At 51.1% G+C, this 26,250-nt stretch carries 23 protein-coding genes and 1 pseudogene; 18 read left to right on the top strand and 6 right to left on the bottom strand.

Features of this window, described 5'->3' with window-relative positions:
- From PRIO_RS24220 to PRIO_RS24175, 10 genes are all read left to right on the top strand, one after another.
- Positions 1–834, top strand: a complete 834-nt coding sequence (locus PRIO_RS24220; protein ID WP_020426719.1) for a carbohydrate ABC transporter permease — start codon at positions 1–3, stop codon at positions 832–834.
- A 38-nt stretch (positions 835–872) separates the two neighbouring features.
- Positions 873–1,961 (top strand): glycoside hydrolase family 172 protein, encoded by a 1,089-nt coding sequence (locus PRIO_RS24215; RefSeq protein ID WP_020426718.1) that lies wholly within the window; start codon positions 873–875, stop codon positions 1,959–1,961.
- Between the two features lie 43 nt (positions 1,962–2,004).
- Positions 2,005–2,997 (top strand): LacI family DNA-binding transcriptional regulator, encoded by a 993-nt coding sequence (locus PRIO_RS24210; RefSeq protein ID WP_020426717.1) that lies wholly within the window; start codon positions 2,005–2,007, stop codon positions 2,995–2,997.
- 160 nt (positions 2,998–3,157) lie between these two features.
- Positions 3,158–3,628, top strand: coding sequence for a hypothetical protein (locus tag PRIO_RS36210; RefSeq protein ID WP_046505059.1), 471 nt, complete (start codon positions 3,158–3,160; stop codon positions 3,626–3,628).
- Positions 3,629–3,890: 262 nt separating this feature from the next.
- Positions 3,891–5,498, top strand: coding sequence for a response regulator (locus PRIO_RS24200; RefSeq protein ID WP_020427967.1), 1,608 nt, complete (start codon positions 3,891–3,893; stop codon positions 5,496–5,498).
- An 8-nt stretch (positions 5,499–5,506) separates the two neighbouring features.
- Entirely contained in the window at positions 5,507–7,294 is a 1,788-nt protein-coding gene (locus PRIO_RS24195; protein ID WP_020427966.1) for a cache domain-containing sensor histidine kinase, read from the top strand.
- 172 nt (positions 7,295–7,466) lie between these two features.
- Positions 7,467–8,903 (top strand): ABC transporter substrate-binding protein, encoded by a 1,437-nt coding sequence (locus tag PRIO_RS24190; protein WP_046505055.1) that lies wholly within the window; start codon positions 7,467–7,469, stop codon positions 8,901–8,903.
- A 210-nt stretch (positions 8,904–9,113) separates the two neighbouring features.
- Positions 9,114–9,920 (top strand): carbohydrate ABC transporter permease, encoded by an 807-nt coding sequence (locus tag PRIO_RS24185; protein ID WP_407944503.1) that lies wholly within the window; start codon positions 9,114–9,116, stop codon positions 9,918–9,920.
- Positions 9,917–10,750 carry a carbohydrate ABC transporter permease gene (locus tag PRIO_RS24180; protein ID WP_046505052.1) on the top strand — a complete coding sequence of 278 codons (834 nt, stop codon included), beginning with the start codon at positions 9,917–9,919 and terminating at the stop codon, positions 10,748–10,750. Before PRIO_RS24185 ends, PRIO_RS24180 begins: the two co-directional genes overlap by 4 nt.
- A 23-nt stretch (positions 10,751–10,773) precedes the next feature.
- Positions 10,774–11,934 (top strand): glycoside hydrolase family 172 protein, encoded by a 1,161-nt coding sequence (locus tag PRIO_RS24175; protein ID WP_046505048.1) that lies wholly within the window; start codon positions 10,774–10,776, stop codon positions 11,932–11,934.
- A 342-nt stretch (positions 11,935–12,276) separates the two neighbouring features.
- Here PRIO_RS24175 and PRIO_RS24170 read toward each other — a convergent pair whose 3' ends face one another.
- Positions 12,277–14,553, bottom strand: coding sequence for a hypothetical protein (locus tag PRIO_RS24170; protein ID WP_052741516.1), 2,277 nt, complete (start codon positions 14,551–14,553; stop codon positions 12,277–12,279).
- A gap of 254 nt (positions 14,554–14,807) precedes the next feature.
- Between PRIO_RS24170 and PRIO_RS24165 the strand changes: the two genes are divergently transcribed.
- Positions 14,808–15,041 (top strand): KGG domain-containing protein, encoded by a 234-nt coding sequence (locus PRIO_RS24165; protein WP_020428411.1) that lies wholly within the window; start codon positions 14,808–14,810, stop codon positions 15,039–15,041.
- Between the two features lie 73 nt (positions 15,042–15,114).
- Here PRIO_RS24165 and PRIO_RS24160 read toward each other — a convergent pair whose 3' ends face one another.
- From PRIO_RS24160 to PRIO_RS24150, 4 genes and pseudogenes are all read right to left on the bottom strand, one after another.
- Positions 15,115–15,510 (bottom strand): hypothetical protein, encoded by a 396-nt coding sequence (locus PRIO_RS24160; RefSeq protein ID WP_020428412.1) that lies wholly within the window; start codon positions 15,508–15,510, stop codon positions 15,115–15,117.
- A 222-nt stretch (positions 15,511–15,732) separates the two neighbouring features.
- Entirely contained in the window at positions 15,733–16,032 is a 300-nt protein-coding gene (locus tag PRIO_RS35695; protein WP_085981574.1) for a fibronectin type III-like domain-contianing protein, read from the bottom strand.
- Positions 16,033–16,036: 4 nt separating this feature from the next.
- Positions 16,037–16,557, bottom strand: a pseudogene (locus PRIO_RS35690) (spore germination protein); the annotation flags it as partial.
- Between the two features lie 453 nt (positions 16,558–17,010).
- Entirely contained in the window at positions 17,011–17,979 is a 969-nt protein-coding gene (locus PRIO_RS24150; protein ID WP_020428416.1) for a bile acid:sodium symporter family protein, read from the bottom strand.
- A 458-nt stretch (positions 17,980–18,437) separates the two neighbouring features.
- On the opposite strand from PRIO_RS24150, the gene PRIO_RS24145 reads away from it, so the two are divergent.
- The 4 genes from PRIO_RS24145 (at position 18,438) to PRIO_RS36975 (ending at position 21,500) form a co-directional block, all read left to right on the top strand.
- Entirely contained in the window at positions 18,438–19,517 is a 1,080-nt protein-coding gene (locus PRIO_RS24145; RefSeq protein ID WP_020428417.1) for an LCP family protein, read from the top strand.
- Between the two features lie 451 nt (positions 19,518–19,968).
- Complete coding sequence (locus PRIO_RS36980; RefSeq protein WP_046505033.1) at positions 19,969–20,166, top strand: hypothetical protein; 198 nt, start codon at positions 19,969–19,971, stop codon at positions 20,164–20,166.
- A gap of 108 nt (positions 20,167–20,274) precedes the next feature.
- On the top strand, positions 20,275–21,222 hold the full coding sequence (locus PRIO_RS24130) for an IS110 family RNA-guided transposase (protein ID WP_046501296.1): 948 nt from the start codon (positions 20,275–20,277) through the stop codon (positions 21,220–21,222).
- A gap of 62 nt (positions 21,223–21,284) precedes the next feature.
- The gene (locus tag PRIO_RS36975) at positions 21,285–21,500 is read left to right on the top strand and encodes a hypothetical protein (protein WP_052741404.1); all 216 of its coding nucleotides are present in this window, start codon (positions 21,285–21,287) and stop codon (positions 21,498–21,500) included.
- Positions 21,501–21,872: 372 nt separating this feature from the next.
- Here the strand turns inward: PRIO_RS36975 and PRIO_RS24120 are convergent, their stop codons facing one another.
- Positions 21,873–22,583, bottom strand: coding sequence for a GntR family transcriptional regulator (locus PRIO_RS24120; protein ID WP_020427327.1), 711 nt, complete (start codon positions 22,581–22,583; stop codon positions 21,873–21,875).
- A gap of 369 nt (positions 22,584–22,952) precedes the next feature.
- Here PRIO_RS24120 and PRIO_RS24115 point away from each other — a divergent pair, with 369 nt between their 5' ends.
- The 3 genes from PRIO_RS24115 to PRIO_RS24105 all read left to right on the top strand — a co-directional run bounded on the left by PRIO_RS24115 (position 22,953) and on the right by PRIO_RS24105 (position 26,230).
- Entirely contained in the window at positions 22,953–23,927 is a 975-nt protein-coding gene (locus tag PRIO_RS24115; protein WP_020427326.1) for an SIS domain-containing protein, read from the top strand.
- Between the two features lie 39 nt (positions 23,928–23,966).
- On the top strand, positions 23,967–24,833 hold the full coding sequence (locus tag PRIO_RS24110) for a fructoselysine 6-kinase (protein WP_020427325.1): 867 nt from the start codon (positions 23,967–23,969) through the stop codon (positions 24,831–24,833).
- A 77-nt stretch (positions 24,834–24,910) separates the two neighbouring features.
- Positions 24,911–26,230, top strand: a complete 1,320-nt coding sequence (locus PRIO_RS24105) for an anaerobic C4-dicarboxylate transporter family protein (protein ID WP_046505030.1) — start codon at positions 24,911–24,913, stop codon at positions 26,228–26,230.
- The last annotated feature ends 20 nt before the right edge of the window (positions 26,231–26,250 follow it).

Here is a 26,250-nt window from a genome sequence, read left to right as displayed (position 1 = left end):
ATGCTGGCGAAGAAAAAGCTCTCCTCTTCTCTGCTGTATATCCTGGTCATTGCGATTCTGCTGATTCAAATCTACCCCGTAGTCTGGCTGATGCTGTCCAGCTTCAAATCAAGCATCGAGCTGACGACACAGCCGTTTGCAATGCCTTCGTCCTGGTCGTTTGAGAACTATGCCAGTGTATTCCGGGAGAGCAGCCTGCTGCTGTATATCAAAAATACCGCTATTGTGACCTTTGTCTGTCTGGCATTGATCATCTTCCTGAGCGCGACCGCAGGTTTTGCCCTGGTCAAAATGATCAACCGGCTGAATTCGAAGCTGCTGCTGTTTTTTACGGTCGGCATTATGATTCCGATTCAGGTTACCCTGATTCCGCTCTTTATTATGTATAAAGATTACGGCCTGCTGAACTCGTATCCGGCATTGATCCTGCCGCAGGTGGGTTTCGCGCTGCCTTTGTCCATTCTGATCTTCACCAGCTTCTACCGGTATGTGCCGGGCGAGCTTATTGAGGCTGCAGTAATCGACGGCTGCAACATCTATCAGGTTTTCATCCGGATTATTTCGCCGCTTACCATCAATACAACCATTACGGTGGCATCGATTAACTTTATTTTTATCTGGAATGATTTCGTGTTCTCCAATACGTTCACCAATGATAAAGCGTACAAGACGATTGCCGTCGGGCTGCAGGAATTCATCGGCGCCTTTGGGGCTACAGATTGGGGCCAGACCTTTGCGGCAATCAGCATCAGCATTATTCCCATTATTGTTACGTACTTGTTCCTGAATAAATATGTGATGGCCGGTGTGTCGGACGGTGCAGTCAAAGGATAAAGATAAAGATTAAGATAAGGATAAGGAGAAGATAAAGCATGCAATCAATGAATCAGCTGTTTGGCCGAATGAAAGGCAAGAGCAGAGCAATTACAGCGGAGAATCCGCGGGGTCTGAAGGGGCAAGGCGGCCAGGCGGAAGGCCCTCTGGGTGTTGCCCGCAAAGGCAAGGCGTTCATCTCGCTCGCACAGGGAGAAACCGCGACGCTTGTTGATATTGAAGGACCCGGAATCATTCAGCATATCTGGATGACCGTTACCGATAAGACTGAATCCGGCTGGTTCGTCCTCCGCGACCTGGTGCTGCGCATGTACTGGGACAATGAAGAACAACCATCCGTTGAAGTGCCGCTGGGCGATTTTTTCTGCAACGGCTTTGGAGCGCGGGCGGTTGTCAATTCACTGCCGGTAGTGGTGAATCCGGTCGGCGGCATGAACAGCTACTTCGCCATGCCCTTCCGCCAGGCGGCCAAAGTAACCATTACGAATGAGCATCCCCAGAGCATTGAGGCGTTTTTCTATCAATTTGACTATATGCTGGTGGATGAATTGGATGAGGATACCGAGTATTTTCACGCCCAGTACCGCAGAGAAAATCCCACGGTCCTGAGGCAGGATTATACCCTGATTGATGGAATTAAAGGAAGAGGCAAATTTATCGGCACCTATATGTCCTGGACTTCTCTATCCCGTTATTGGTATGGTGAAGGTGAAGTGAAATTCTATATCGACGGTGACCGGGACTGGCCGACGATTTGCGGTACCGGGGCAGAGGATTATTTCGGCGGTGCCTGGGGTTTTGTGAAATATGACAACGGAAACCCGGTGCAGGAGCAGACGTATTCCACCCCGTTTATGGGTTTCCCTTATTTTGCAACGAGGGATGATACCCGGTCACACATTTATGACGGTGCGGCTTGCCCGATGCGGGGGTTCTACCGCTGGCATATTCTTGATCCGATTCTGTTCGAAGAGGACCTGCGGGTGACCGTACAGCAAATAGGACATGACGGCCAAGCCTTATTTGAACGCAGCGACGATATCAGCTCGGTCAGCTACTGGTATCAGACGGAGCCGCATCAGGCGTTTCCGGAATTTCCGGCAGTGATGGACAGACGTCCGCGGTAAGCGCTAAGGCAGGCTTCCAAGTAAATTCGCAGAGGTGCAGCACATGGCAAAACAAAGAGTTACTTTAGTACAGGTCGCCAAAGATGCAGGCGTGTCGCCGGCAACGGTCTCCCATTTCATGAACGGCAATTTTCACCGGATGAGACCGGAGACCCGCGAGAAAATAAGCGACTCGATTACAAAGCTCGGGTACCAGGCAAACCCTGTTGCCAAAAGCCTGATTACCGGCAAAATGTATACCATCGGCCTCGTTCTGTCAAACAGCACTTATGACGGATATTTCGAAGATTTATATTTCCTGCACTTCGCCAAGGTGCTGAAGCAGCAGCTGAAGACTATGGGCTACAAGCTGATCCTTCTGGACTTTGATGAGATCTTCATGAATATCCAGATGGTGGATGGAATTATTGTAAAAGCAACCCTGGAGACGGAGAAGTTCATGCCGAGGCTCATGGATCTCAACGTTCCGGTCATCACCATCGGCCGGCATAATTTATCCTACGGGGCGCATATTGTCCGGGTGAACGATTATCAGTGCGGCCAGACAGGAGTGGATCATTTAATGTCCCGGGGGTATCACAAAATTATTATTCTGACCTATCCGCATGGACAGGTCCCCGGATTCGACGACCGGTTGAACGGTGCCTCCCAGGCTATGCAGGAGAAGGGCAATCTCACAACGGTCATTACCGGAGATATGACGGAAAGCTTCGGTTATGATACGGTGATGCAGCTGCACTCCAATGGCCAACTGCCGCAGGCATTGTTCTGCCTGAACGATATCTCTGCCATCGGAGTGCTGAAGGCCTGCAAGGATTTGAACCTGTCCGTGCCGGAGAACCTTGCCGTGCTCGGTGTGGATGATATGCCGACCGTATCGGAGCTGCTCAGTCTGTCAACGATCCGGCATCCGATCAACGAGCTGGCACTGAATGCCTCGGAGCTAATAATTCAATCCGTTGAAACCAAGGGGGAGCCGGTCCAGCCTGTTGACCGGATGTTCCCCATTGAACTGATGGCAAGGCATACCAGCTGAGCAGGGATACAAGAAATAAATGCGTGAGGATAGAGAGGGGAGAGACTGTCGAGAGGTTTTCGGCAGTCTTTTTCTAAAAATATAAGACACCCATGCCGTTGTTGAGAGTGGAAGGGTGGTTTATTCAGAAACAACGGCAGAAATACCGTTGTTGGAGCGAATGAGAGGTAAAAGTACCTTTGATTTCGCCCCAAGCGAGCAAGATGAGCGAATGAGAGGTAAAAGTACCTTTGATTTCGCCCCAAGCGAGCTAGATGAGCAAATGAGAGGTAAAAGTACCCTTGATTTCGCCCCAAGCGAGCTAGATGAGCGAATGAGAGGTAAAAGTACCCTTGATTTCGCCCCAAGCGAGCTAAATGAGCAAATGAGAGGTAAAAGTACCTTTGATTTCGCCCCAAGCGAGCTAGACGAGCAAATGAGAGGTAAAAGTACCCTTGATTTCGCCCCAAGCGAGCTAAATGAGCGAATGAGAGGTAAAAGTACCTTTGATTTCGCCTCAAGCGAGCTAGATGAGCAAATAAGAGGTAAAAGTACCTTTGATTTCGCCCCAAGCGAGCTAGATAAAGCGAACTTGAAGAAAAACATTTGGAGAAGTGACGGAGGGGAAGTTTGGATACTTACGGAGCGGTAGCGTCCGCCTGAAAGCTTTCCGCAGGAAAGCTCACTATCTTCAGCATAAGCTGTCTGCGGATTTCCACCGCGAACAGTGGTATAAATCAAGAAATCTGCAGATGAGCAGCGGCCGGAAGTCCAAACATTCCCCGTAGTCACAATCAAATCCCCAAATAGAAAAATGACAAGTTCACTCGACGGAACTTGAAGATTGACAGGCGCAGCAGGCTGCCTTACTATCTTACTTACAATTTGGCTGTTCTGCGAGAGGAGAGATAGCGATGTACAACGTGCTTGTCGCCGATGATGAACCGCGTCACCGCCGGGGTATTGCAGACATGATTAAGCAGCTCAGGCCGGAATACCGGATTTTTATGGTGAAGGATGGTCTTGAGGCGCTGCGTATCATCGAAGATAACCGGATCGATATTATTCTCACAGATATCCGAATGCCCAATATGGACGGATTGACTTTGATTGAACGGATGGAGAGCCGCCGGGAGCGGGTCAAAATTGTGATTCTCAGCGTATACGGAAATTTTGAATATGCAAGGCAGGCCCTGCAGCTCGGAGCCTTCGATTACCTGCTGAAGCCGCTGGCATTCCCGGAGCTTTCCGGGATTCTGGACAAGCTTGATACCGCGCTGGAGAAAGAGCGGCTGAGTCTGCAGGATGGCGCGGTTCTCCGGCAGCGGCTCAGCTCGGCAGCTCCGGTCTATGAGCAGCATTTGCTCAGCCGGTGGATGCGTTCAGCTTCAAGCGAGGAGGAGCTTCAGGAAATACGAAGCCTATTTCCCGCTGTCAGCGGAGGTTTTGTTATGCTGGCCAAGTTTCAGAAGCGGGAGGTCGCGGAGTTCTATACGCTTGAGGATTTTGAGGAGCTCAAGACCAGCGTGATAAACTGGATGAAGGAAATCTATCAGACCGTGGGTCCGTCGCTTTCCTTCAACCTGGAAGGTGCGGACCCGATGATCGGGTCTATTGTGACCTCGGCACATTCCCTGGAATGGCTGCTGAAGCGGGATATGGAGCAGTTCCGGCAATTCATCCGCCAGGTCCGGGACGAATTTGGCCTGACCCTGACTCTGGGTGCAGGGAACTGGGTGGCGGATCTGTACAGTGAGGCTCCGCAGTCTTTTGAGCAGGCGCAGAAAGCGCTGGAGTACACCTTTTACACGGGGGCAGGGCAGCTTGTCCTCTTTGATGAAATCGCTTACAACCCGGATAAGCCAAGCCTGAAGATGGTTCCTGCCGATACAGGCATCACAGACGCTTTGGCACGGCTGGACAGAGACACAGTGGCCCAGGCCCTGAAGACGCTGATCGGGAGACTGCTCGAAGGGGACTGCCCGTCCCCGGCCCATCTCAAAGACTGCGTCCTATACGCTCTTGTTAATGAAGTCAAAGGAAGCGAACTGTTTCTCCGCCAGGAGGAAGTGAGCAACTTCATTTCCGAGATGGAATTTCAGATTCCCGCCTGTGAAAGTCTGGACGAAGTCGAGAAGCGGGCAGCTTTTTATTTGAACCGGATTATGGACAGCATCGGGGAGCGCAAGGAGAACAAAAGCGGACGGACCATCAGCCTGTGCAAAGCATTTCTGGAGGCCCATTACATGGAGGACCTGTCGCTGGAGTATGTTGCCCGGCAGTTCTTTTTCAGCCCCGCCTATTTCAGCAGCTTTTTTAAACAGCATACCTCCCTGACCTTCACCGAATATTTGCTGCGCCTGCGTATGGATAAAGCCAAGGAGCTGCTGCAGAACGGGGACCTGAAAATCTCAGCCATTGCCTTAAGTGTGGGATTCAGGGACGCCGGTTATTTTACCAGAGTATTCAAGCGGGAAACCGGGCTGTCACCGGAGGAATTCCGGAAGAAAGATGTATTGTAGGTGGGACGATGAAGCTGAAGAATAAACTGATCCTGTCTTATATTGTGCTGATTACCCTCCCTCTCACGATCCTCGGCTTTGGTTATTATTATGCGAGCAAGGAGATTATGCTGAAGCTGGCCCGTGACAACGTCAGTGAGATTGTGCTGAAGAACAACCAGATCATCAATGAACGCCTGAAAATTATTCAGGATGACAGCCTTTCGCTGATGGTGGAGTGCCAGTTGTATCAGATTTTTGACGGGAGCGGACCGGCCGGGGGACAGCAGCTGCTTGCTACCAATAAAAAAGTGACGGAGATTCTCGGGCGGTACTTTTCACCATCTGCCGATCTGTATTCCGCTGAACTGGTCACACGGGCCTTCGTGTATGGAAACAAGAACAAAAATACCTATCCCCCTGACCACTTCTACAGCTCTGAGCTATACCGGGCGGCAGCCGAAGGGAAAGGTCGTATCGCCTGGGTGCCGACCTATGATTATACCCGGATGCATGCGCTGCCTGAGCTTGCCGGAAGTAATATCGAATACCGGTATATGTTCTCGGCTGTCCGACAGATCAATCCCTCCTGTGTCCGTAATGATAGTATTGTCCGGGCAAGCCCAGGATCTGAGAAGCCGGTTCTGGTGATGAATTTCAAGGATGATGTGTATGCCAATATATTCAGGGACAGCATTCCGATTCAGGGGTCGGTATTCCTGGTAGCCAGTGAGAACGGTACGATGATCGCCCATCAGGATAAAATGCGTATTGGGACCGTGGAACCGGCAGCCTGGCTGAAGGAGCTGCGGAGCAAGGGCAGCGGAACGGCTTATGTGACTGCCGGCGGGAAGCGGATGATTGCCTGCTTCGCCTTATCTCCGGTGACCAACTGGCTGTCTGTTGTGCTGATTCCTCCAGGCGCATTGACTCATGATATTGCAGATACCATTTTGTTCTTTATTCTGGCGCTGGGCGCACCGCTGCTTGCCCTTTCGCTTCTGTTCGCCTATCTGATATCCGCGCGTATTTCTTCGCCGGTCAGCAAGCTGCTGCTGGCCATCAAGCGGGTAGGCGGCGGGGATTTCAATGCGCAGATTAAGGTGGAAGGCAGGGACGAGCTGGGCCATGTGCTGATGAAGTTCAACAGCATGAATGAGCAGGTCAGGGAGCTGATCAATGAGAATTATGTAGTCAAGCTGCGGGAGCGGGAGACGGAAATCCTCGCGCTGAACATCCAGCTCAACCCTCATTTTCTATATAACACACTCAATATTATTAACTGGATGGCTGTTTACGGCGAGAAGGAGCAGGTCAGCAATATGCTGATCAGCCTGTCCCGGATGCTGCATTACACTACAGACAACCGGAGAGACCTGATGCTTCTGAGAGAGGATATTGCCTGGCTTCAGGATTATATCGTGATTATGGCCAACCGCTTCGAGCACCGGTTCCGTGTGGATTTTGATATTCAGCCTGAGCTGCTGGAGGTGAGCGTGCCAAAGCTGTTCCTGCAGCCGCTGGTGGAGAATGCCATTATTCATGGTTTTCGAAATATGGAGAGCGGCGGGCTGATTACCATTTACGGACAGCGGCAGGGGGATGATATCCGGTTCTGTGTAGAGGACAACGGCAGCGGCATCGAGCCGGAGCGTCTGGAACAGCTGTTGAAGGCAGAGAGCCCCAATATCGGACTGAAAAATGTGGATAAACGGATCAAGCTGCTCTATGGCGGCAAACACGGTATAGAGATTGAGTCTGTCCCAGAATTCGGAACCCGGGTGAAGCTGGTTATCCCCTATCCCGGATCAGAGTAAAGACCGGATTATGATATATACCCCCGGCCCATGGCTTGTGGGGTTATCTTTTTATATTGACCGTAAAATCGTACAGAAAACGAAAGATCGTACCATAGGCTTTTACGGCGGGCCCATATACACTGGGTATAGGCGGCTGCAGCGCTTACATTCGAATCAAGGGGGATAAACAATGAGAAAATATACCGGCAGAACCAAGCTGATGTTACTCTTCCTACTGATTATGGCGTTAATTGTAACCGCTTGCGGGGCGGGCGGGAACAACACGAATACGGCGGCGAATACAAGCAAAGGAAATGCTAAGGAGGGAAACAGTCCCGCTGCTGGAGAAACCGGATCGGCCGGAGGGGATAAGGTTACACTGAAATTCACGTTCTGGGGCAGCCCGCAGGAGAAGCAGGCGGTGGAGGATGCCATTAAGGCTTTCGAAGCAAAAAATCCCAACATCACCATCGATTCCATCCATATCCCGGGCACAGACTTTTTACAGAAGCTGAATGCCATGATTGCCGGAAATGAAGCACCTGACCTGAGCTACTCTGCCGCATGGAAGCTGAAGATGGGTGAAGAAGGCCTGATCTATAATTTCTTCGATTTGATGAAGGATGACCCAAGCATTAAAAAGGAGGATTATCTCCAGTACGCCTGGTGGAACTGGGATACAGATAAAAGTGCCGGGCCTTATCAGGCCTCTGTCGTTCCTTCCCTGATGTACAATGCGGATCTGTTCAAGGAAGCAGGGGTAGAGCTGCCGCCGACCAAAGCGGAAGAAGCCTGGCAATGGGATGAATTCGTGGACACAGCCAAAAAGCTCACGCTTGACCGGAACGGCAAGCATCCCGATGATCCGGGATTTGATCCCAAGAACATCAAGCAATATGGTGTGAAGTTCAGCCTAAGCTGGCTGTCCTACATGCCGCTGGTACTGTCCAACGGCGGGGATTATTTGACAAAGGACGGCAAGGAGTTCGGACTTTCCAAGCCTGAAGCTACTGAAGCCATCCAAAGAATCGCTGATCTGATCAATGTATACCATGTTGCGCCTTCACCGGTTCAAGCCAGCAGCATTCCGGCACCGGCAACTGCGCTTCAATCCAGAAAGGTTGCGATGGTCATCGACGGAAGCTGGAACCATCTGGATCTGAGCAAAGCCAATATCAACTGGGGAGTCGGTGTACTGCCGGTTCTGAAGGACTACAAGACCTTCTTCCTCGGAGGTTCCCTGATTATCTTCAAGAGCTCCAAGCATCCGAAGGAGGCTTGGGAATTCTCTAAATTCCTCACGGACCCGCAGAATGTGCTGGAGCTTCATCAAGGGCTGTGGATGCCGCAGCTGAAGCAGTGGTATGAGGATCCGAAGCTGGTTGACAGCTGGGCCAACGAGAAGCTTCCGGGCCGCCCGGCCGGGTTCCAGGATGCCGTTATGCGTTCCACTTACGAGCATGCTGAGCCTTCGGCAGAGAATAATGTCAGAAACTTTGTGGAGATTGACGCTGCGGTAACGGCGGGGCTGGACCAGGTATGGCTCGGCACCAAAACCGCCGCAGAGGCAATGAAAGAAGTAGAAGCCAAAGTGAAGCCGCTGGTTAAGGGAACGTATTTGAAATAACGGGCTTTGCCGGAAGGTGGCTCTGCCGGATTCACGGGCAGAGCCGCTGCCGGCAGCAGCCCGAAGAAAGGAAGCATGTGTATGGAACCCGTTCCTTCCCTGAGCGTAAACCGTCCGAAGACGAAGCGCAGCTCCTACAAAAATGAGCTGTACGGCATCCTGTTTGCCCTCCCGGCCATTCTTGGGCTGCTGATTTTTACACTGGGTCCCATGATCTACAGCCTGTATATGAGCTTTACCGACTACTCGGGGTCCAATTCACCCACCTTTATCGGTCTGGACAATTACACCAGAATGTTCAGCGGGGAAGACCAGTATTTTTACAAATCGCTTGGGGTTACTCTGTACTTTGTGGTGCTTAGTGTGCCAACAGGCATTATCTATTCCTTTCTGCTGGCCATACTTCTGAACCGGAACATTAAGGGAAAAGCTATCTTCCGGACGGTTTTCTATCTGCCGTCCATCGTGCCGATTATCGCGATTTCGTTCATTTGGCTGTGGCTGCTGAATCCCGATTTGGGGCTGGCTAACGAGATGCTCCGGGCCATTGGCCTTCCCGGCAGCCAATGGATTTTTGGAGAGAAATCCGTGGTCCCTTCGCTGGCGCTGATGAACCTGTGGACAACGGGAGGGACGATGATTATCTTCCTGGCCGGCCTGCAGGATATTCCCCGCTCGCTGTATGAGGCGATTGAAATAGACGGGGGCTCGAAGCTTCATAAGCTGCGGAATATTACGATTCCCATGATGACGCCGACGATTTTTTTCAACCTGATTATGGGCATCATTAACGGGTTTCAGGTGTTCTCCCAGGCCTATGTCATGACCAGCGGCGGACCCAACAATGCCAGCTTGTTCTATGTCTTCTATCTGTACCGGGAAGCCTTTCAGTTCTCGCGGATGGGAAGCGCGAGCGCCATTGCCTGGGTGCTGTTCATCATCATTATGCTGTTGACCTATATGGTCTTCAAGTCATCGAAAAAATGGGTGTATTACGAAGGGGATGAAGCCAGATGAGGGCAAAGGCATGGGTTGAGAAGGGATTGGTATATTTGGTGCTTGTGGCCGGAGGCCTCTTCAGTCTGCTGCCGCTGATCTGGCTCATCCGCAGCTCCCTGATGGATATGGGGCAAATTTTTGAGCTGCCCCCCATCTGGATACCCGATCCCTTCCGGTTTGGCAATTTCAGCGAAGCGCTGACCATTCTGCCGTTTGGCCGTTATTTTATCAATACAACGGTTATTGTAATTTTTACGATGCTGGGTGTCCTTGTGACCTGCTCCATCAGTGCGTACAGCTTTGCCCGCATGTCCTGGAGAGGCCGGAACCTTGTTTTCGGCCTGCTCTTGTCCAGCATGATGCTTCCCTATGCGGTTACGCTGATTCCGACCTTTATCGGCTGGAGCAAGCTGGGATTAACCAATTCCTTCATACCGCTGATTGCACCGGCCTGGTTCGGCGGCGGCGCGTTCAATATCTTCCTGCTGCGCCAGTTCTATCTGAGTATTCCCCGCGACCTTGACGAGGCGGCTTATGTGGACGGTGCGAGTCATTGGCGGATTTTTATCTCCATCATCATTCCCCTGACCCGGCCCGCGCTGGTCGTTGTCGGCCTGTTCACCTTTCTGGCTTCCTGGAATGACTTTCTGGGGCCGCTGGTCTATCTGAACAGCGAGTCCAAATATACGCTGGCGCTCGGCTTGCAGCAATTTAAAGGCATGTACGCTGCGGAATGGCATCTGATGATGGCGGCGGCAACGGTGGTGCTGGCTCCGGCGATTGTTGTCTTTTTTATCGGGCAGAGGTACTTTATAGAGGGCATTACACTTACAGGCATCAAAGCCTGATTATCCTTAAGGAGTGAGGGATTGTGTTGAATTCATTATATTTGCGCAAGGAAGGGCTGTCCCGCAGACAGTCCAGTTGGGATCAGACGGGAGGCAACCGGGATTTCATCGTTATCGGAGCCGGCCAAACGGCAGCCATTGCTGAAATTGAAGGCTCGGGCATCATCCAGCATATCTGGATGACAATCGCAGCCAAAAATAAATATGCGTTCCGCAAAGTGCTGGTCCGCATGTTCTGGGATGGGGAGGAGGAGCCCAGTGTGGAATCGCCGGTTGGCGATTTCTTCGGGGTCGGCCACGGGGTAGCCAGCCACTATGTCTCCATGCCGCTGAATATGATAACGACCCAGGGGGTGATTGAGGACAAGGCGGCGATGAACTGTTTTTTTGAAATGCCGTTCCGCAGCAGCGCGCGGATCGAGATTATTAATGAGTGCGAAGATGAAATGGTCCTCTATTTCTATGTTGATTATGTGGAGAAGGAGATTCCGGAGGACAGCTTCTACTTCCATGCTTCCTGGCGCCGGGAGAATCCTACACAGGGGACGGTCGACTTGGCAGCCTTGAAGCTGGAGCATGACAGGCAGGACAAGGCCAATTATGCCGACCAGAAAGTATATGAGGTTAAAAATCTGACGGGTGACGGCAACTATGTGCTTATGGATGCCGTGGGTGAAGGGCATTATGTCGGCTGCAATCTCAGCATCGATCATTTGAATCCGATGCCGGGCTTCAGCTGGCCGGGAGAAGGGGATGACATGTTCTTCATCGACGGTGAACCGTGGCCGCCCCGCCTGCACGGCACAGGGACGGAGGATTATTTCTGCGCGGCCTGGGGCTACCCGTCCGGCAAATATGACAGCCCGTATCACGGGGTATCCCTGTATGCTCCGATCCGCGGCAACGGGGATGCCTGGAGAGAGAGCAATACGATTCTGTTCAATGATTATTCCGGCAAAATGACACAATACCGTTTCCATATCGTCGACCCCGTTATTTTCCGGGAGTCCCTGCGCTTCAGTATTGAGCACGGCCATGGAAACTCCCAGTCGAATGACTATTCTTCGGTAGCTTACTGGTATCAGCGCGAGCCCCACAAATCTTACCCTGAGATGCTGCCCGTCCACCTGCGGCTGCCGCTCCCCGAGAAGGAAAGCGCGAAGCAATTCTACCGGACGTTCTAAGCCTTAAGCCAGCGGCTGCTTGAAGCAGGAATACTGCCTCAGGCAGCTATTTGGGCTCAAACGAGGCATATGAGGGGGAATGAGGACAAATAGCGAATTCTCAGTCCGTAAGTTCGGCTGAACAGGAAGATTCCGGGAAATAGGGTCTTCTGTGTCCGCAACGAACGGGACGATTCCCGGATTTCGGTAGATTTTTGCGCTATAGCAATAATGGATGGCATTAGGAACCGTAGCGTAATGAATTTAGCCCCTGCTGTTGGAGCAGGGGCGCTTTTGGCGTTGGTTCCATCCTCGCCGGAGATTAAGGATGATTCCACTTGGCCGTTACTGGCGGTATTAAAGTCAACGCAATCCGAAAGTGACCGCCCTCCCCGGTTCAAGAGTCTTTTTGAAGCGGCGTGAAGCCGCGCGGTCAGACCACTCTGCATGGGCTGCCAGCTCCTTATCTCCTGTGCGGGCAAAAGGTTCAAGCCTTCTGGCATTATCATGCCGGAGCTCTACACAGACCGTGACCGTCTTGGTGCAAAGATTTTGGATGGAGGCCTCGACAGAGCTGTCCGTTTTCCGGTAGGCCACACTGAAGCTTCCGCTGCCCAGCTTGACGTGTTCCCAGGTGAAGGAGCTGCTTGGACTAAGGGGGCGGAAGGAGAGCTGCCGTGCAGAGGCATCGTAAGCCAGGCCTAGTATCTCGGAGACAAAAAGGCCAGCGAACACACCGGAGGCCCAGCCGCACTTGCCGCAGTTGTTATGGCGGACTACGTCTCCATAAGCGGCTCCGTTGTTGTACGGCCACCACCAGAGCGAACCGTCGGCGTCGGTCAGCTGGCGTATCCGGGTCAGGTAGCCGTCTTCGCCAGACAACGAAGCGGCATCTGTAATCATGCCCATGCCGCTCATATAGCCGGGAAAAGTGCAGGCGGAATGGTCGCCCCACTGAATGCCCCTGGACTCAGGGTTGTACGTCGGATTATGAGGGCTTAAAGAGAACTGCATATAATGTCTATAGGTTTCATTGTCATAGGAAGTATACCCGTATAGAGGCATCAGAATGGTATCCGATTCCTCTCCGTCGTGATGCAGCAGATTGATCTGGCCCTCTGCAGTTAGATTCTCGATGAACTGCATGCCGAAATCCGCATATTTCCCGGTGTATTTCCCGGCGTTATCCTTAAGCTTATCGCCGGAACTGCTGATCCCCTCGGCATACTGAAGGCCGAATGGACCTTCGGCCGTAGCCAGCCGCTCCAGATCCGCCCGGATTCTCCCGGCGATGGTCCGGTAACGTTCGGCTCTTGCCGTATCGCCGAAGACTTCCTCCGCAATGCGGGCATAATGGACGAAGGCAGTCCAGGCAATCACATTGGAGCCGGTATGATAATCTCCCAGGGAGTAGGCGTCAGACAGCCACACCGAAGGGAACAGCCACGGGTCTTCTTCCTTGCGGGTCAGAAGCGTCGCCTCCAGCAGACTGCAAATCGACTCGTGGATCCCGGACCGGTTCCAAAACAGCTGCTTGTCGCCGGTAGTCCGGTAGTACAGACCGGCCATCACGACCGAAGATAGGGAGTTGCTCAGAGAATGGGTGATTCCGCCTTCATACCGGTTGCCGGGCGGACGGACGCCATGCTCCAGGAACCATAACATACCTTGCTGGAACAGCTCCGGTTCAGCGGTGTGAAAGGGAAGCAGGGAATAGAACATATCCTTGTTCCAGGTGAACTGCGTTGGGGGCGATGTCCCCCAGTTGGCGCCTGCCAGGCTGCCGCGGCTGTCCATGGCGAGGGAGCCGAAGCACTGGAGAAGGGCACGCTCATAGAATTCCGCCGCGAAGGGGTCCTCCTCCATCGTCAGCCGCCCGGTGATGCCTCTGAAATAGGCCCAAGTTTCATTAAGCCAGTACAATGTGCCCTTCTCACCGATAATCCGGGGGCATGGATCACCCGCCGGATAGATAACAGCAGGGACCCATAGGGTTTGGCCGGGGGCGAGTGAAACAGGGACCGTGCCATTCACGTCTACCTTATGGCCGGGGACATGTACACAGAATTCCGGACCGGAGAATAACTGGTCCGGCAGGGTGTCCGCCGGAGGCGGCGTGACTTGGCCGGCAATGGTCTGGCCGGATTGATTCTCCAGCTGGAGTCCATAGACCAAGCCGCGAAGGCGCTGCGATCCGTCAGCCGAAACGGGAGTATAGACAAGGAGAGTGGCCTTGATTGCTCCCAGCTGATATTCCGTAACCGGAAATAAATTGTCGAGCAGTGAAGTGGAATATGCCAGATCATCGCTGCCCAAATGATAATGCAGCCCGCCCAGCTCCAAGCTATAGGCATATGGTCCGGCCTCCCTGAAATCCTTGCACATCCATACCCCGGGGATATTATCGCTAGAGTAGCTGCCATTATAAACCGTGACGTTTTTGATGGAGCCATTCATGTGAACATTCACCAGTGTTTTATTATTCGCGGTATCGAAGGTCAACTCAGGGTCCGGCAGCTTGCGCCCGAAAAAGCTCAGCGGATCATTTGCCGTAAACTTGCCGTTCTTATAGACAACTCCGAAAGAGCTGCTTCTTGACTGTGACAGGGCCTCGCTTATCGTGGTGAAAGGATGCGGCATGAATCTTCTCCTTTGCTGTGCATGGATTAGCGGCCTGCAGTGCCTTTCTTCATTATTCAAGAAACAGAGGGGGAAAGCTATGGGAGAAGTTTTGGATGATGGGAGAATTTATAGCGCTTTCATAACTGGCTTGAACTTGTGTACTGGACGGCAGGAGCAAGGGGTGATATATATTTAATGTTTCATGCTCAGGGGGGCGGGTAAGTTAAAAGTGCAACAAAAATACTCAATACCCGAAAAGGAGCGAATTCGAAATGGCACAAAACAACCAGAATGATCAAAAGATGAGCCGCGAAGAAGCAGGACGTAAGGGTGGCGAAGCCACGGCAAAAAATCATGACCGTGAGTTTTATCAGGAGATTGGAGAAAAGGGCGGAGAAGCCCGCAGCCGCAACCAATCAGGCAGCAACGGGAATGATGGCAAAATGAGCCGTGAGGAAGCGGGGCGCAAAGGCGGAGAAGCCCGGACCCGTCAACGTGACAATTAAGTAAGCAACCCAATTCATATATTATAAGTACAAGGCCAGGTTCTCTCAGGAGGACTTGGCCTTGTTTACTGTATTAGGCAATGTGGAACCGGTCCAGCCGATCCCTGTAGCTGAAGAGGGACTCATCCATAATGAAACGCAGAAAGGTGGGGTCTGCCTCTGTAAGCAAGGAAACAGCATATGCCCATGCATTTTCTTCGATTCTTAATCTGATTTCGGCTTCTTGCTTTTCTGTCAGAGGCCTGTCCAGTGCAGCCGCAAGGAGCTCCAGCTCCTGGTCTTCGGAATGCCCAAGCTCGTGGGCTAATACAACCGCAATGTATTCCTTCAGCCGGAGTGGTGAACCGAACAGCTCACAGCATTGTCTGACAATCTCTTCTTTATATAGGAAAATGGTATGGCTGGCTAAATGATATTTGCCGCCAACTAGCCGGTTATCTTGGAACCTGGGTTCCAGTATTACCTGCACCTTGCTGTTAGAGAGGGCCAGCAGCTCATTGACAGTCTGATGAAATAATTGGTCTTCCAGCTTGCCTCAACCTGCCTTATCAAAAAGTATAGCATTATATTAATCTAAAATTTTTAGTAACTCCAGTGATTTTGACAGAAAAATGTTACTGTTTATTGAAATTAAAAAGTTAGCCAACATGGTGCTGGCACTTTCGGCCATGCAGCCGCAGCCAGACGGAGGTCAACCGATCCAGATCCGCTGTGTTTCGTGGTCTCCGGAGTTTCTGCCGATCATAATATCGAATTCCCCGGGCTCGAAGATCAGCTGGTCATCCTTGACGTAGAACATCAGTAAGTCTCTGGTGATTTCAAACGAGACCCTCTGTTTCTCATGCGCTGCCAGGGATAATTGGCGGAAGCCCTTCAGCTCTTTGACCGGACGTACGACACTTGCGCTGACATCGCGGATATAGAGCTGGACGGTTTCTTTGCCGGCGATGTCCGATATCTCCTGTCGGCAGAAAACTGTACCTGAAATCATCCCGGATAAGGGTGATCAGGTTCGTGATGGATGGACCAATCGCACGGGGCATCCGGACGCCTGCTTCACGAATGACCTCAAAGGTTAATTCCATCAGCAAGGCTTCAAGCAGAACCGGAAAAGGAACCCCTTCCCGTTGGGCTGCCAAAGTGACTAACAGGATCGTGGGGATCATTTCCTGATGGAACGTTGTCAACGCAAAGAACAAGGAAGAAAGCCGCAAGGAAACCAGGAACGATATCAGACGGATCACACGCAAAAAAGTTGAAATATCGTAGCGCTGGTAATAGTCCTCGGCGGTTTGAAAAAAATTATAAAAAGTTACCGGGGCGATTAAGGCGAAAGGGGTCCCGTCCACCAAATACGGCTACTTGTCCATTCAGAAGGCTGCCGGCGACGGTGTACGGGCGTTCTGAATTTAACATGGTAGGAAAGGGAGTAAGCGGCGCATTCTTCAATATAGCCGCTTTCAAGGATACTGTCTGTATCAATGGCCTGAAGCCGCTTAGTGATCTCCTGAACCACACCGGAAACTAAGCTTTCTATAAGATCGTATAACAGACCGGAGTCAACCAGCCCTTCAATAAAACAAACGGCAAGCAGCCCGGCATGTAGGTAGATTAAAAGAGATATATCGCATGGATATGGAGGCTACAGAGCCGGGGTTAAAAGGAGTGCTTGTCACGTTGCAGATGATTGGCGGGAAATGGAAGCCGCTGATCAGTATCTGCTAGGGCTTCGATGGATGGTTAGGTGGAAAAAGGATCACTAATTCGCTTGAGCACCCTGCGCTCCGCAGGCTAAGTGGAAAAAGGATCACTAATTCAGCTCATTTTGCTCCTGGTGAGGTAATATTGCCCAAATAAGTTCTCTTTTTCCACTTAAATCTCTCAATTGTTGAGTTTTGAGAAGAAATAAGTTCCCTTTTTCCACTTGCTACCTGATGTTGGCCGGTGTGCGGCTGATCAGTAGCCAAACTCACGCCGCCGTAGTCTGCTCCGCAGTGTGTCTGACCTTGGCGCGGTGGCTGAGCAGAAAGCCTGCAAGTGAAGCCAGAAGCTGCTGGAACACCATGCCGAGTACAACGGGAACGGCCACTGGAGCGGGGAAATAGGATACCGCCAGGACAGCGCCGGCACTGATATTGCGCATGCCTCCATTGAAGATAAGGGCGACTTCATCCGCTTCATTCCAGCGTAATACCCTCGCCGTGAGAAAGCACAGGGCATAGCCGGTGGAAGCCAGGAGCACAATGACAAAGGCCAGGCCAACCAGGTGCAGGCTGATGTCAGCTAAATACGGGGAAATGACAGAGCCGTTGATCATAATCACTGCAGCCATGAAAAGCTTGGAGAACGGATTCAGTCTGGGGCTCCAGACGGGAGCAACCGCGCCTTTGGTCCATTCGTTAAGCACCATGCCGAGCAGGGAAGGGACGACAATCATCCAGAACAGACTGCTCATCATGGCGCCCGTGTCCAGCTCCACACTGGTTCCGATCAGCAGCGATAATACGCCCGGCACGACAAAAGGAGCCAGCAGCGTGTCGATCAGAATGATGGACAAGGTGAGGGCGGTATTGCCTTTGTAAATGCTGACCCAGATGAAGCTGCTTACCCCCGTTGGAATGACTGCGGCCAGCACAAGGCCCGTAATCGTGAATTCATCCGCGTGATACAGCACATTCCCGATACCTAAAGCAACCAGAGGCATGACAATATGCAGTATGAACAGACAGGCAAACAGGGGCAAAGGCTTTTTGAGTACATTCACGAAATCTTTAAATCCCAGGCTGATGCTTCCGGCAAACGTCATAAACGCAAACAGCCAGGGAGACAGATAGGTATAAGAGGACAGTGCACTTCCGCAGAGCACTCCGGTCAAGACGCTTAATGGAGTGATCAGCGGCATCATCCGGTTCAGTGTACGGTTCACAGCAAGAAGCATGTCAGGACATCCTTTTTCTAGAAGTTCTACTTATTATACACCTTTTGCTGGCTGGCGGATGCCGGAAACATCTATATATAGAGTGAACTTGAAAAACTAACAAAAGGGAAAAGGGACGGAGGGGAAGTTTGGAACTGTAGGAGCGAATGCGTCCGCCTAAAAGCTTTCCGTAGGAAAGCTCGCTATCTTCAGCATAGGCAGTCTGCGGATTTCCACCGCGAACAGCGGTACAAATCAAGAAATCTGCAGATGGGCAGTGGCCGGAAGTCCAAACATTCTCCGTAGTCCCGACGAAGTCCCTAATGTAAAGATCTTAAGTTCACTCTATATATTCTCAGGTTCTGCTGATTCATTTGAATGACCAGCTGCGGTTTCCTCCACTTTTGAGCATCAAGATAAGCCTATGTTATAATCATTTACAACTTATAACATTCATGAGATGAAGCAGGAGGAAAGGAATGGAGGAACGAAGCAAGAGAATGAAAGCCAAACGCGGAAAAGTCCGTACCCGAAAAACACTGCTCACTCTGTCGGCCGTGCTCGGCACTTGCCTGATCGCCGGCGCAGTCTATGCCGGAACGCTCTATTACAAGGCGGAACGGGCGCTTGACCGGATTTCGGCGGCAGGCTCTGCCCCGGGTGAAACAGCCGGACCGGCGTCACCCGTACCTACAGCTTCTGCAGCCGCTGCGGCTGTAGATGCAGAAGAGGAGAGCAAACCGCTCACCTTCCTGCTCGCCGGGGTCGACAACAGAAGCGGCAGCGGTGGAACGCTGAACACGGATGTGCTGATGCCGGTGGTCTATGAGCCTGTGAGCAGGAAGCTGTCCATCCTGTCGATCCCCCGGGATATGAAGATCGCAAGCAGTGAGATGGGGACACATAAAGCTAATTACTACTACGCTTATTTTTACGCGCATAACAAGGGTGAGGATTTAAGCAAGACCAGAGAGTTCTACGGCGATATTCTGCAGATGGATATCGATCACATGATTCTGGTCAACTTCGAGGCGTTCAGCAGTATTGTGGATGAGCTTGGCGGGCTGGATATCGATGTGCCGATGGATATGCGGTATGTGGATAATGCGGACGGCACGAACATTAACTTGACAAAAGGGCGGCAGCACTTAAACGGCAAGAAAGTGCTGGATTTCGTCCGCTACCGTAAATCCAACCGCGGGACCGCCGAATCCTCCGATTTCTCGCGCAACGAACGGCAGCAGGAGGTGTTGAACCTCATCCTGGATAAGCTGGATTCTGTAAGCGGAATCGCGAAGTGGGGAAATATCATCGATATTCTGGGTGACAATATCCGCACGGATATCGGCAAGGATCAGCTGCGGAGCTGGATTCTGAATTATCCGTCGATGAAGCCTGCGGCAAGTGAGCTGATTACCCTGGAATCGGGCTGGAAGAGTCCTTATGTCTATGCGAACAAGGAGGATTTGCTGGTCAAGCTGCAGAAGCTGCGCGAACCGCTGGCCCTGCCCGCATTGGATACCCGGAAATTGCTCCATGATTTTGGAATTGCCGAGTAGGCGGGGTTAACTTACATAGGGTCCATTCATCTATACTATACGGTTACAATACATCGCAAAAATAAACGCCTAACCATTAATTGGAGAGGCGTTTATTTTTGCGGTGAAGGCAGCCTTTCTTTGTTGCTTAGGAAATGATGCAAAGTGCGGATATCCTGAGCCTCAGAGGATAAGCGATGCAGGAGGATGGGCTCCATCCGCGGATTGAAGCGGACAGAGGAGCCCTTATTTTGCCAAAAATCTTGTTTTTTCAGCGGATACGGACTCAGGAGCCGTTATATCGTTCGATGGAGCCTGGAATAAAGGGGAAAGGAGCAAATAAAGGCATTCAGTCCGTCCTGCGGAATAGCCGAATCTTCTATCCATAACGGCTCTCCTGTCCGTAACGGCTGCGGATCGATCGTGAAGGAATAGGGCGATCCGTCTTCATCGGCTTCTTCGCAGGTGCTAGTTGGAAAAAGGGAACTTATTTTTCCGAAAATTAAGTAATCCTGAGATTGAAGTGGAAAAAGTGAACCTAATCACCCATGGCCTGGCGGCCACCGTCGGTCATGAAAATCAGGTGAAGTCAGAGTATATATTTGGTAAAATCGTGCTGTGGATCAGAGGTCGATTCAATATTGGTGAAACATCCCGTAACCTAATCTGACCAACTGCAACGACGAGGATCGCCGAGTGTTGCCACGAGCACGTGTATAAAATTTCACCTCTTTAGGTTGCATGATCCACGCATACTTTTAGCTTGGAGGTAGGGAATATGGATGCCATTCGTGAACGCTGTGCCGGGTTGGATATTCATCAGGAGACGGTGGTGGTTTGTCTACTGAGTGGCCCCCTGGAGAAGAAACCCAAGTCCGTGATCGAGACGTTTGGAACCACGACCCGCGAGCTTTTGAGATTACAGGAGTGGCTGGAGCAGCAGGGATGTACCGAGATTGCCATGGAAAGTACAGGGGTCTTTTGGAAACCCGTGTGGAACATTCTAGAAAGCACCTGTACGATCACGCTGGCCAACCCGCAACGCATCCGCAATATGCCCGGGAAGAAGACCGACGTCAAGGATGCCGAGTGGATCGCCAAGCTCCACCGCTGCGGCTTGATTGAGGGAAGCTTTGTCCCGGACGAGCCCATCCGCGATTTGCGTGACCTTACCCGGTATCTGCGCAAGCTTAAGCAAAACGCGACGCAAGAAAAGAACCGGATTCACAAAATTCTACAAGATGCCAACATTAAACTGACCACGTATGTCTCCGATCTTTTTGGCGTTTCCGGTCGTGCGCTACTGGACTCGATTGTGAATGGCGAAGTGCTGGAGGTGCATGAGGTCCGCAAGCTGGTGCATACCCGGCTGAAGATGAAGGTGCCTTCACTGGTCGAAGCGATGAACGGCCGACTACGTCTGCATCACCGGAAGATGATCCGGCGTCATTGGGATCATTTGCAGTATCTGGAGAGTGAAATGCAGACGTTGGAAGCTGAAATTGAGGAACTGGTGCAACCATACAGGAAGGAAATTGAACTGCTGGATACCATTCCAGGCGTGAGCACGGATGCCGCGGCGAGCATCGTGGCGGAACTGGGTACCGACGTGTCTCCTTTTCCAAGTGAAGCTCATCTGGCCTCTTGGGTCGGGGTGTGTCCAGCCAACCATGAGAGCGCCGGTAAAAAAAAAGTAAAAAGAACCAACGCGGGAACCGAGGTCTGAAAGCCGTACTCGTCCAGTGCGCTTGGGCAGCGAGCAAGTCCAAGAATAATCGGCTTTCCGCTATGTACAGTCGGATCGTGAAACGGGCAGGAAAACAGAAAGCCATCGTCGCTTTAGCCCATGCGATGATCCGAATCATGTATGTGATGCTTCGGGATAAAGTCCCCTATACCGAGCTGGGGACGGAATATCTGAACACCCCAGAGCAGACCGCAAATTACCTGATTAAAAAACTTCAAAAGCTAGGCTACCAAGTGGAACTGACACCTATTACATGATACCCACTTTTTAAAAAAATGAAGTTCCGATATAGGGGATCTTTAAAGCAAAATTTACTTTCGAGCTGTGAAGCGACAAAGTTATTTTCGTATAAAATTGGGCCACATTTCTGGCCCAATGGCGAAATGGGCTGAATTAGTGTCCCTTTTTCCACTTCATCTGCCCAAGGGTAGGGTATTTCGGCAAATTAGTTAACCTTTTTCCACTTAAAGAGTTGCCCGTAGGATTCATGGGGAGTCGTTCTCCAGGTAACGCTAGAACCAAGACGGCTGCGCTGTCCCGTGGAGGACCGCACAGCCGTTTTTGTTCAAATATATGAATTTCTATGCTTCACGCTATAAAATTTCCTTCTATTTCTCGCTGAAACGGGATTACACAATCAACTCGAACTTGTCCCCTAATATGAGCTGCTTGGAGCGGTGTATTTTTTGTCCGTCCGGACTGGACACCGTACTTCGGATGCTGAGCAGCGGATAACCTTCCTCTATATTCAAATAGGCGGCCACATCAAAGGAAGCATACTCCATGACAATATATTTTCTGGAATGCCCGAAGGTAACCTTGTACTTGCTCCGCAAAATTTCATACAGCGACTTGTCGTTCAAATCCTCCTGCAGCAAAAAAGAATAGGAAGAGGGAAAACGCGAATACTCCACCGAGATAGGGACGTTGTCGGCATAGCGGATACGTTCAATGTTAATCACTTTGTCTCCGGGGTTCAGCCCCAGATGCTCCTGATCCGCTGCGGTGGCTTCTTCAATGACGCATTTGATGACTTTGGCGCCGGGCGTTTTGTTCTGCAGCCTGCATGTATCGCTGAACCCGATCGTCTCGGCAACATTTTTTTGAATTTTGTCTTTCGTTATGAATGTGCCCTTACCTGGAATCCGCACCAGGTAGCCTTCCGAGGTAAGTGCATCCAGGGCAGCCCGGACTGTTACGCGGCTTACCTGATTCGTTTCGCTTAATTCCAGCTCTGTAGGGAGTTTATCCCCCGGCTTCAGTGTACCGTCATGGATGGAGTCTAAAATCTTTTCTTGCAGCTGCTTGTACAGCGGCGATGATTCGGAGTGGTCTAGCATTCGTTTTATACCTCCAGGTTCGAAAATCGGTTATAAAATTTGCAATATGGCTGGATGTGCCAGACCTAACTGGGGATCAGGATCGTCTGACATCTGACATCCGCCAAGTGAAATGTATTGAAATGTACTACATACATATCTCTATAGTATAACAATATGTACTATTTGTTAACAGTTTACATCCCTTTACATTCCAAATATTGTCGCAACTGTTCCGGAATAGGGCTTGAACAAGAAATTTTTAAAAAAATGAAAGCCTTCTCTTGATTCATGTATTATAATGTGTTAATCTCTGTTTAAGACATTCCCATACAAAAGCCGGCGCGGAATGGAATTCCAATAAATGTATCATACAAGGGGAGAAACAGAATGGATATCAAACAAATTATCGAGCAAATTACAGCGGATAAAAAAGAGGCTGGCGGCATCAAGCAGGTCTACTATGCAGCTTGCGGAGGTTCTTATGGAGCATTTTACCCGGCCAAGACGTTTCTTGAAAAAGAAGCCAAGGATATCAAAGTAGGCCTGTACAACAGCAATGAGTTCGTGCACAACACGCCTAAGGCATTCGGGGAAAATTCAGTGCTGGTTGTAGCTTCCCATAAAGGCAATACGCCGGAAACAGTAAAAGCCGCAGAACTGGGCAAAAAAGCAGGGGTACCGGTTATTGCGCTTACCTGGATTGAAGATTCTCCAATCACGGAATATGCGGATTATGTGGTCAAGTATACCTTTGGGGAAAATAAAGATATCGCCGGAGAGAAGACGATTCAAGCGCTGATGACTGCGGTGGAAATTCTGAAGCAGACGGAAGGGTACGGGAATTACGACAAATTCCTGGACGGTGTATCGAGAATTGACCGGATTGTGAAGCAGGCCTGCAAGCATGTGGCGAACCGCGCCCTGACATTTGCCCGGAACCACAAAGACGATTCCGTTATCTATACCATGGCCAGCGGAGCGGGTTATGGCGCAGCTTACATGGAAAGCATCTGCATCTTTATGGAAATGCAGTGGATCAACTCTGCGAGCATCCATTCCGGAGAATACTTCCATGGACCGTTTGAAATTACGGACGCCGAAATTCCATTCGTCATTCAGGTATCGGAAGGCAGCACCCGGGCGCTTGACGAAAGAGCGCTGAGCTTCCTTAACCGGTACGCCAAACGGGTGGAAGTGCTGGACGCGAAGGATCTCGGTTTGTCTACCATCGATAGCTCGGTCGTCGATTACTTCAATCACTCCTTGTTTAACAACGTGTATCCTGTTTACAATCAAGCATTGGCTGTGGAAAGAGAGCATCCGCTTACCACCCGCAGATATATGTGGAAGGTTGAATATTAATCTCTGCTTATTTCAGCAGTCTTCAGAGGGGATATTCTTATGAAACAGTATAAGGTAATCGGAATTGGCGACAATGTAGTGGATAAGTACGTCCACCAGGGCATTATGTACCCTGGTGGAAATGCCTTGAACTTCAGTGTATACGCTACCATGTGCGGCATGGAGTCTGCGTATCTGGGCAAATTCGGCAGTGATGAAGTCGCCGGGTATATCCGGCAGGTGATTGACGAGCTGAACATTGACCGCAGCTGCTGCCGCGAGTATGAAGGGGAGAACGGCTATGCGCGTGTCACCCTGGAAGACGGCGACCGCGTATTCCTGGGATCGAACAAGGGCGGAATCGCCAAAGAACATGCATGGCAGTTTACCAAAAAAGATCTGGACTACATCAAACAATTTGCTGTGATTCATACCAGCTTGAACAGCTATATAGAACAGGACCTGACCGTACTCCGGGAGAGCGGCGTCCCTATTTCGTATGACTTTTCGGTCCGCTGGAATGACGGCTACCTGGAGCAGGTATGCCCGAATGTGGACATTTCCTTTCTATCATGCAGCCATTTGACTGCAGAAGAGCGGGAGCGGGAAATGCGGAAGGCGCAGCGGTTCGGAGCTAAAATTGTAGTCGGAACAGTAGGGGAGAACGGGTCGTATGCCCTTTTCAGCGATCAATGGATCTACCATCCGGCAGTTTCGACCGAAGCAGTGGATACGATGGGAGCGGGAGATTCTTATATCACTGCATTTCTCGTGGAGCTGATCCGGAATTCGGACGGCAGGATCGAATTTGGCCAGGAGAGCGAAATGCTTGGCAAGATCAAAAGCAGCATGAGCAAGGGAGCGGAGTTTGCAGCGGAAATATGCCGGGTCAACGGTGCATTCGGCTTCGGCACCCCATTGGTATAACAGCCAATGGGGAGGCTCCCTTCCTTTTACCTTCAATTTGTAAGCGTGTTCAGTACAAACAAAAAGGGGACTTTTTTATGTTTTGGTTAGAACTCTTAATCATCTTTTTGCTCATTTTCTTTGGCGCCAGGGTCGGCGACGTATTTATGGGCTTGCTCGGCGGTGTCGGCGTTGCGATCTTCGTATTTATCTTTCATGTTCAGCCTGCATCCCCTCCTGTCGATGTTATGCTCATTATTCTGGGGGTTGTGCTGGCCGCCTCGGCACTCCAATCTTCGAGCGGGTTGAACTTTCTTGTTCACGTCGCGGAAAAACTGCTGCACAAATCACCGAAAAATATCACCATTGTCGCTCCCGTTATTTGCTGGCTGTTCACTTTCCTGTCGGGAACAGGGCATGTTGTTTACAGTCTGCTGCCCATTATCAATAAGCTGGCCATTGACAGCGGAATCCGTCCGGAACGGCCGATATCGAACAGCATCATTGCATCCCAGCAGGCTATCACCTGTTCGCCGGTGTCAGCGGCGACCGCTGCCATGCTTGGACTGATGGCTCCGCTTGGTGTAGGTCTCGGTACGATTTTGTCCATCGCCATTCCGGCTACCTTGCTGGGAGTCATTGTAAGTGCTCTGCTTACACTGCGCAAAGGGAAGGAATTGGCGGAAGATCCGGAGTATCTGCGCAGACTTGCAGAAGGTTTGGTTGAGAGCGCACCGGAAGAGCAACCGGAGAAAAAGGCGACTCCGAAGGGTGCCAAAGCTTCAGTAGTGCTGTTCCTGCTCGCGGTTCTGTCCATTGTCATTTTGGGGCTGTTCCCCGATCTGCGCCCATCCTGGACCGTTGACGGTGTAACGACTGTGTTAACGATGGCGCATACCATCGAAATTATTATGCTGGTCTGTGCTTCGCTGATTATTATCATCTGCCGTCCGGCGATTGAAACGATTCTTAACGGCACCATCTTCCGGGCCGGGGCGCTGGCCATGGTTTGTGCTTTCGGATTGGCCTGGATGAGCAACACTTTTATCGGTGGACAAACGGAGTTTATCCAAGAGCATGTGGCTGCGGTTGTTAACAGCCAGCCCTGGATGCTTGCTGTAATTATGTTTATCGTTGCCGCTTTAACGACCAGTCAGGGCGCTACGACATTAATTATGATCCCGATTGCCATTGGTCTTGATCTGCCGGCGTACATCATCGTTGGCGCGTGGATGGCCGTTAACGCTAACTTCTTTTTGCCGGTATCCGCCCAGTGCCTTGCAGCCATCTCCTTTGATACGGCGGGAACCACCAAAATCGGCAGGTTCGTGCTGAATCACAGCTTCATGCTGCCAGGGATGATCAACATAGTCGTATCTGTAGTCACCGCCACTTTAATTGGAAATGTTCTTATCTAGGTGTGTTCCGAATTCAGGTG

Origin of the sequence: Paenibacillus riograndensis SBR5, from assembly GCF_000981585.1 — a bacterium.
GTDB classification, from domain to species: domain Bacteria; phylum Bacillota; class Bacilli; order Paenibacillales; family Paenibacillaceae; genus Paenibacillus_AQ; species Paenibacillus_AQ riograndensis.
The sequence above is the reverse complement of the archived record's forward strand: the minus strand, read 5'-3'. Positions and strand labels throughout refer to the sequence as shown.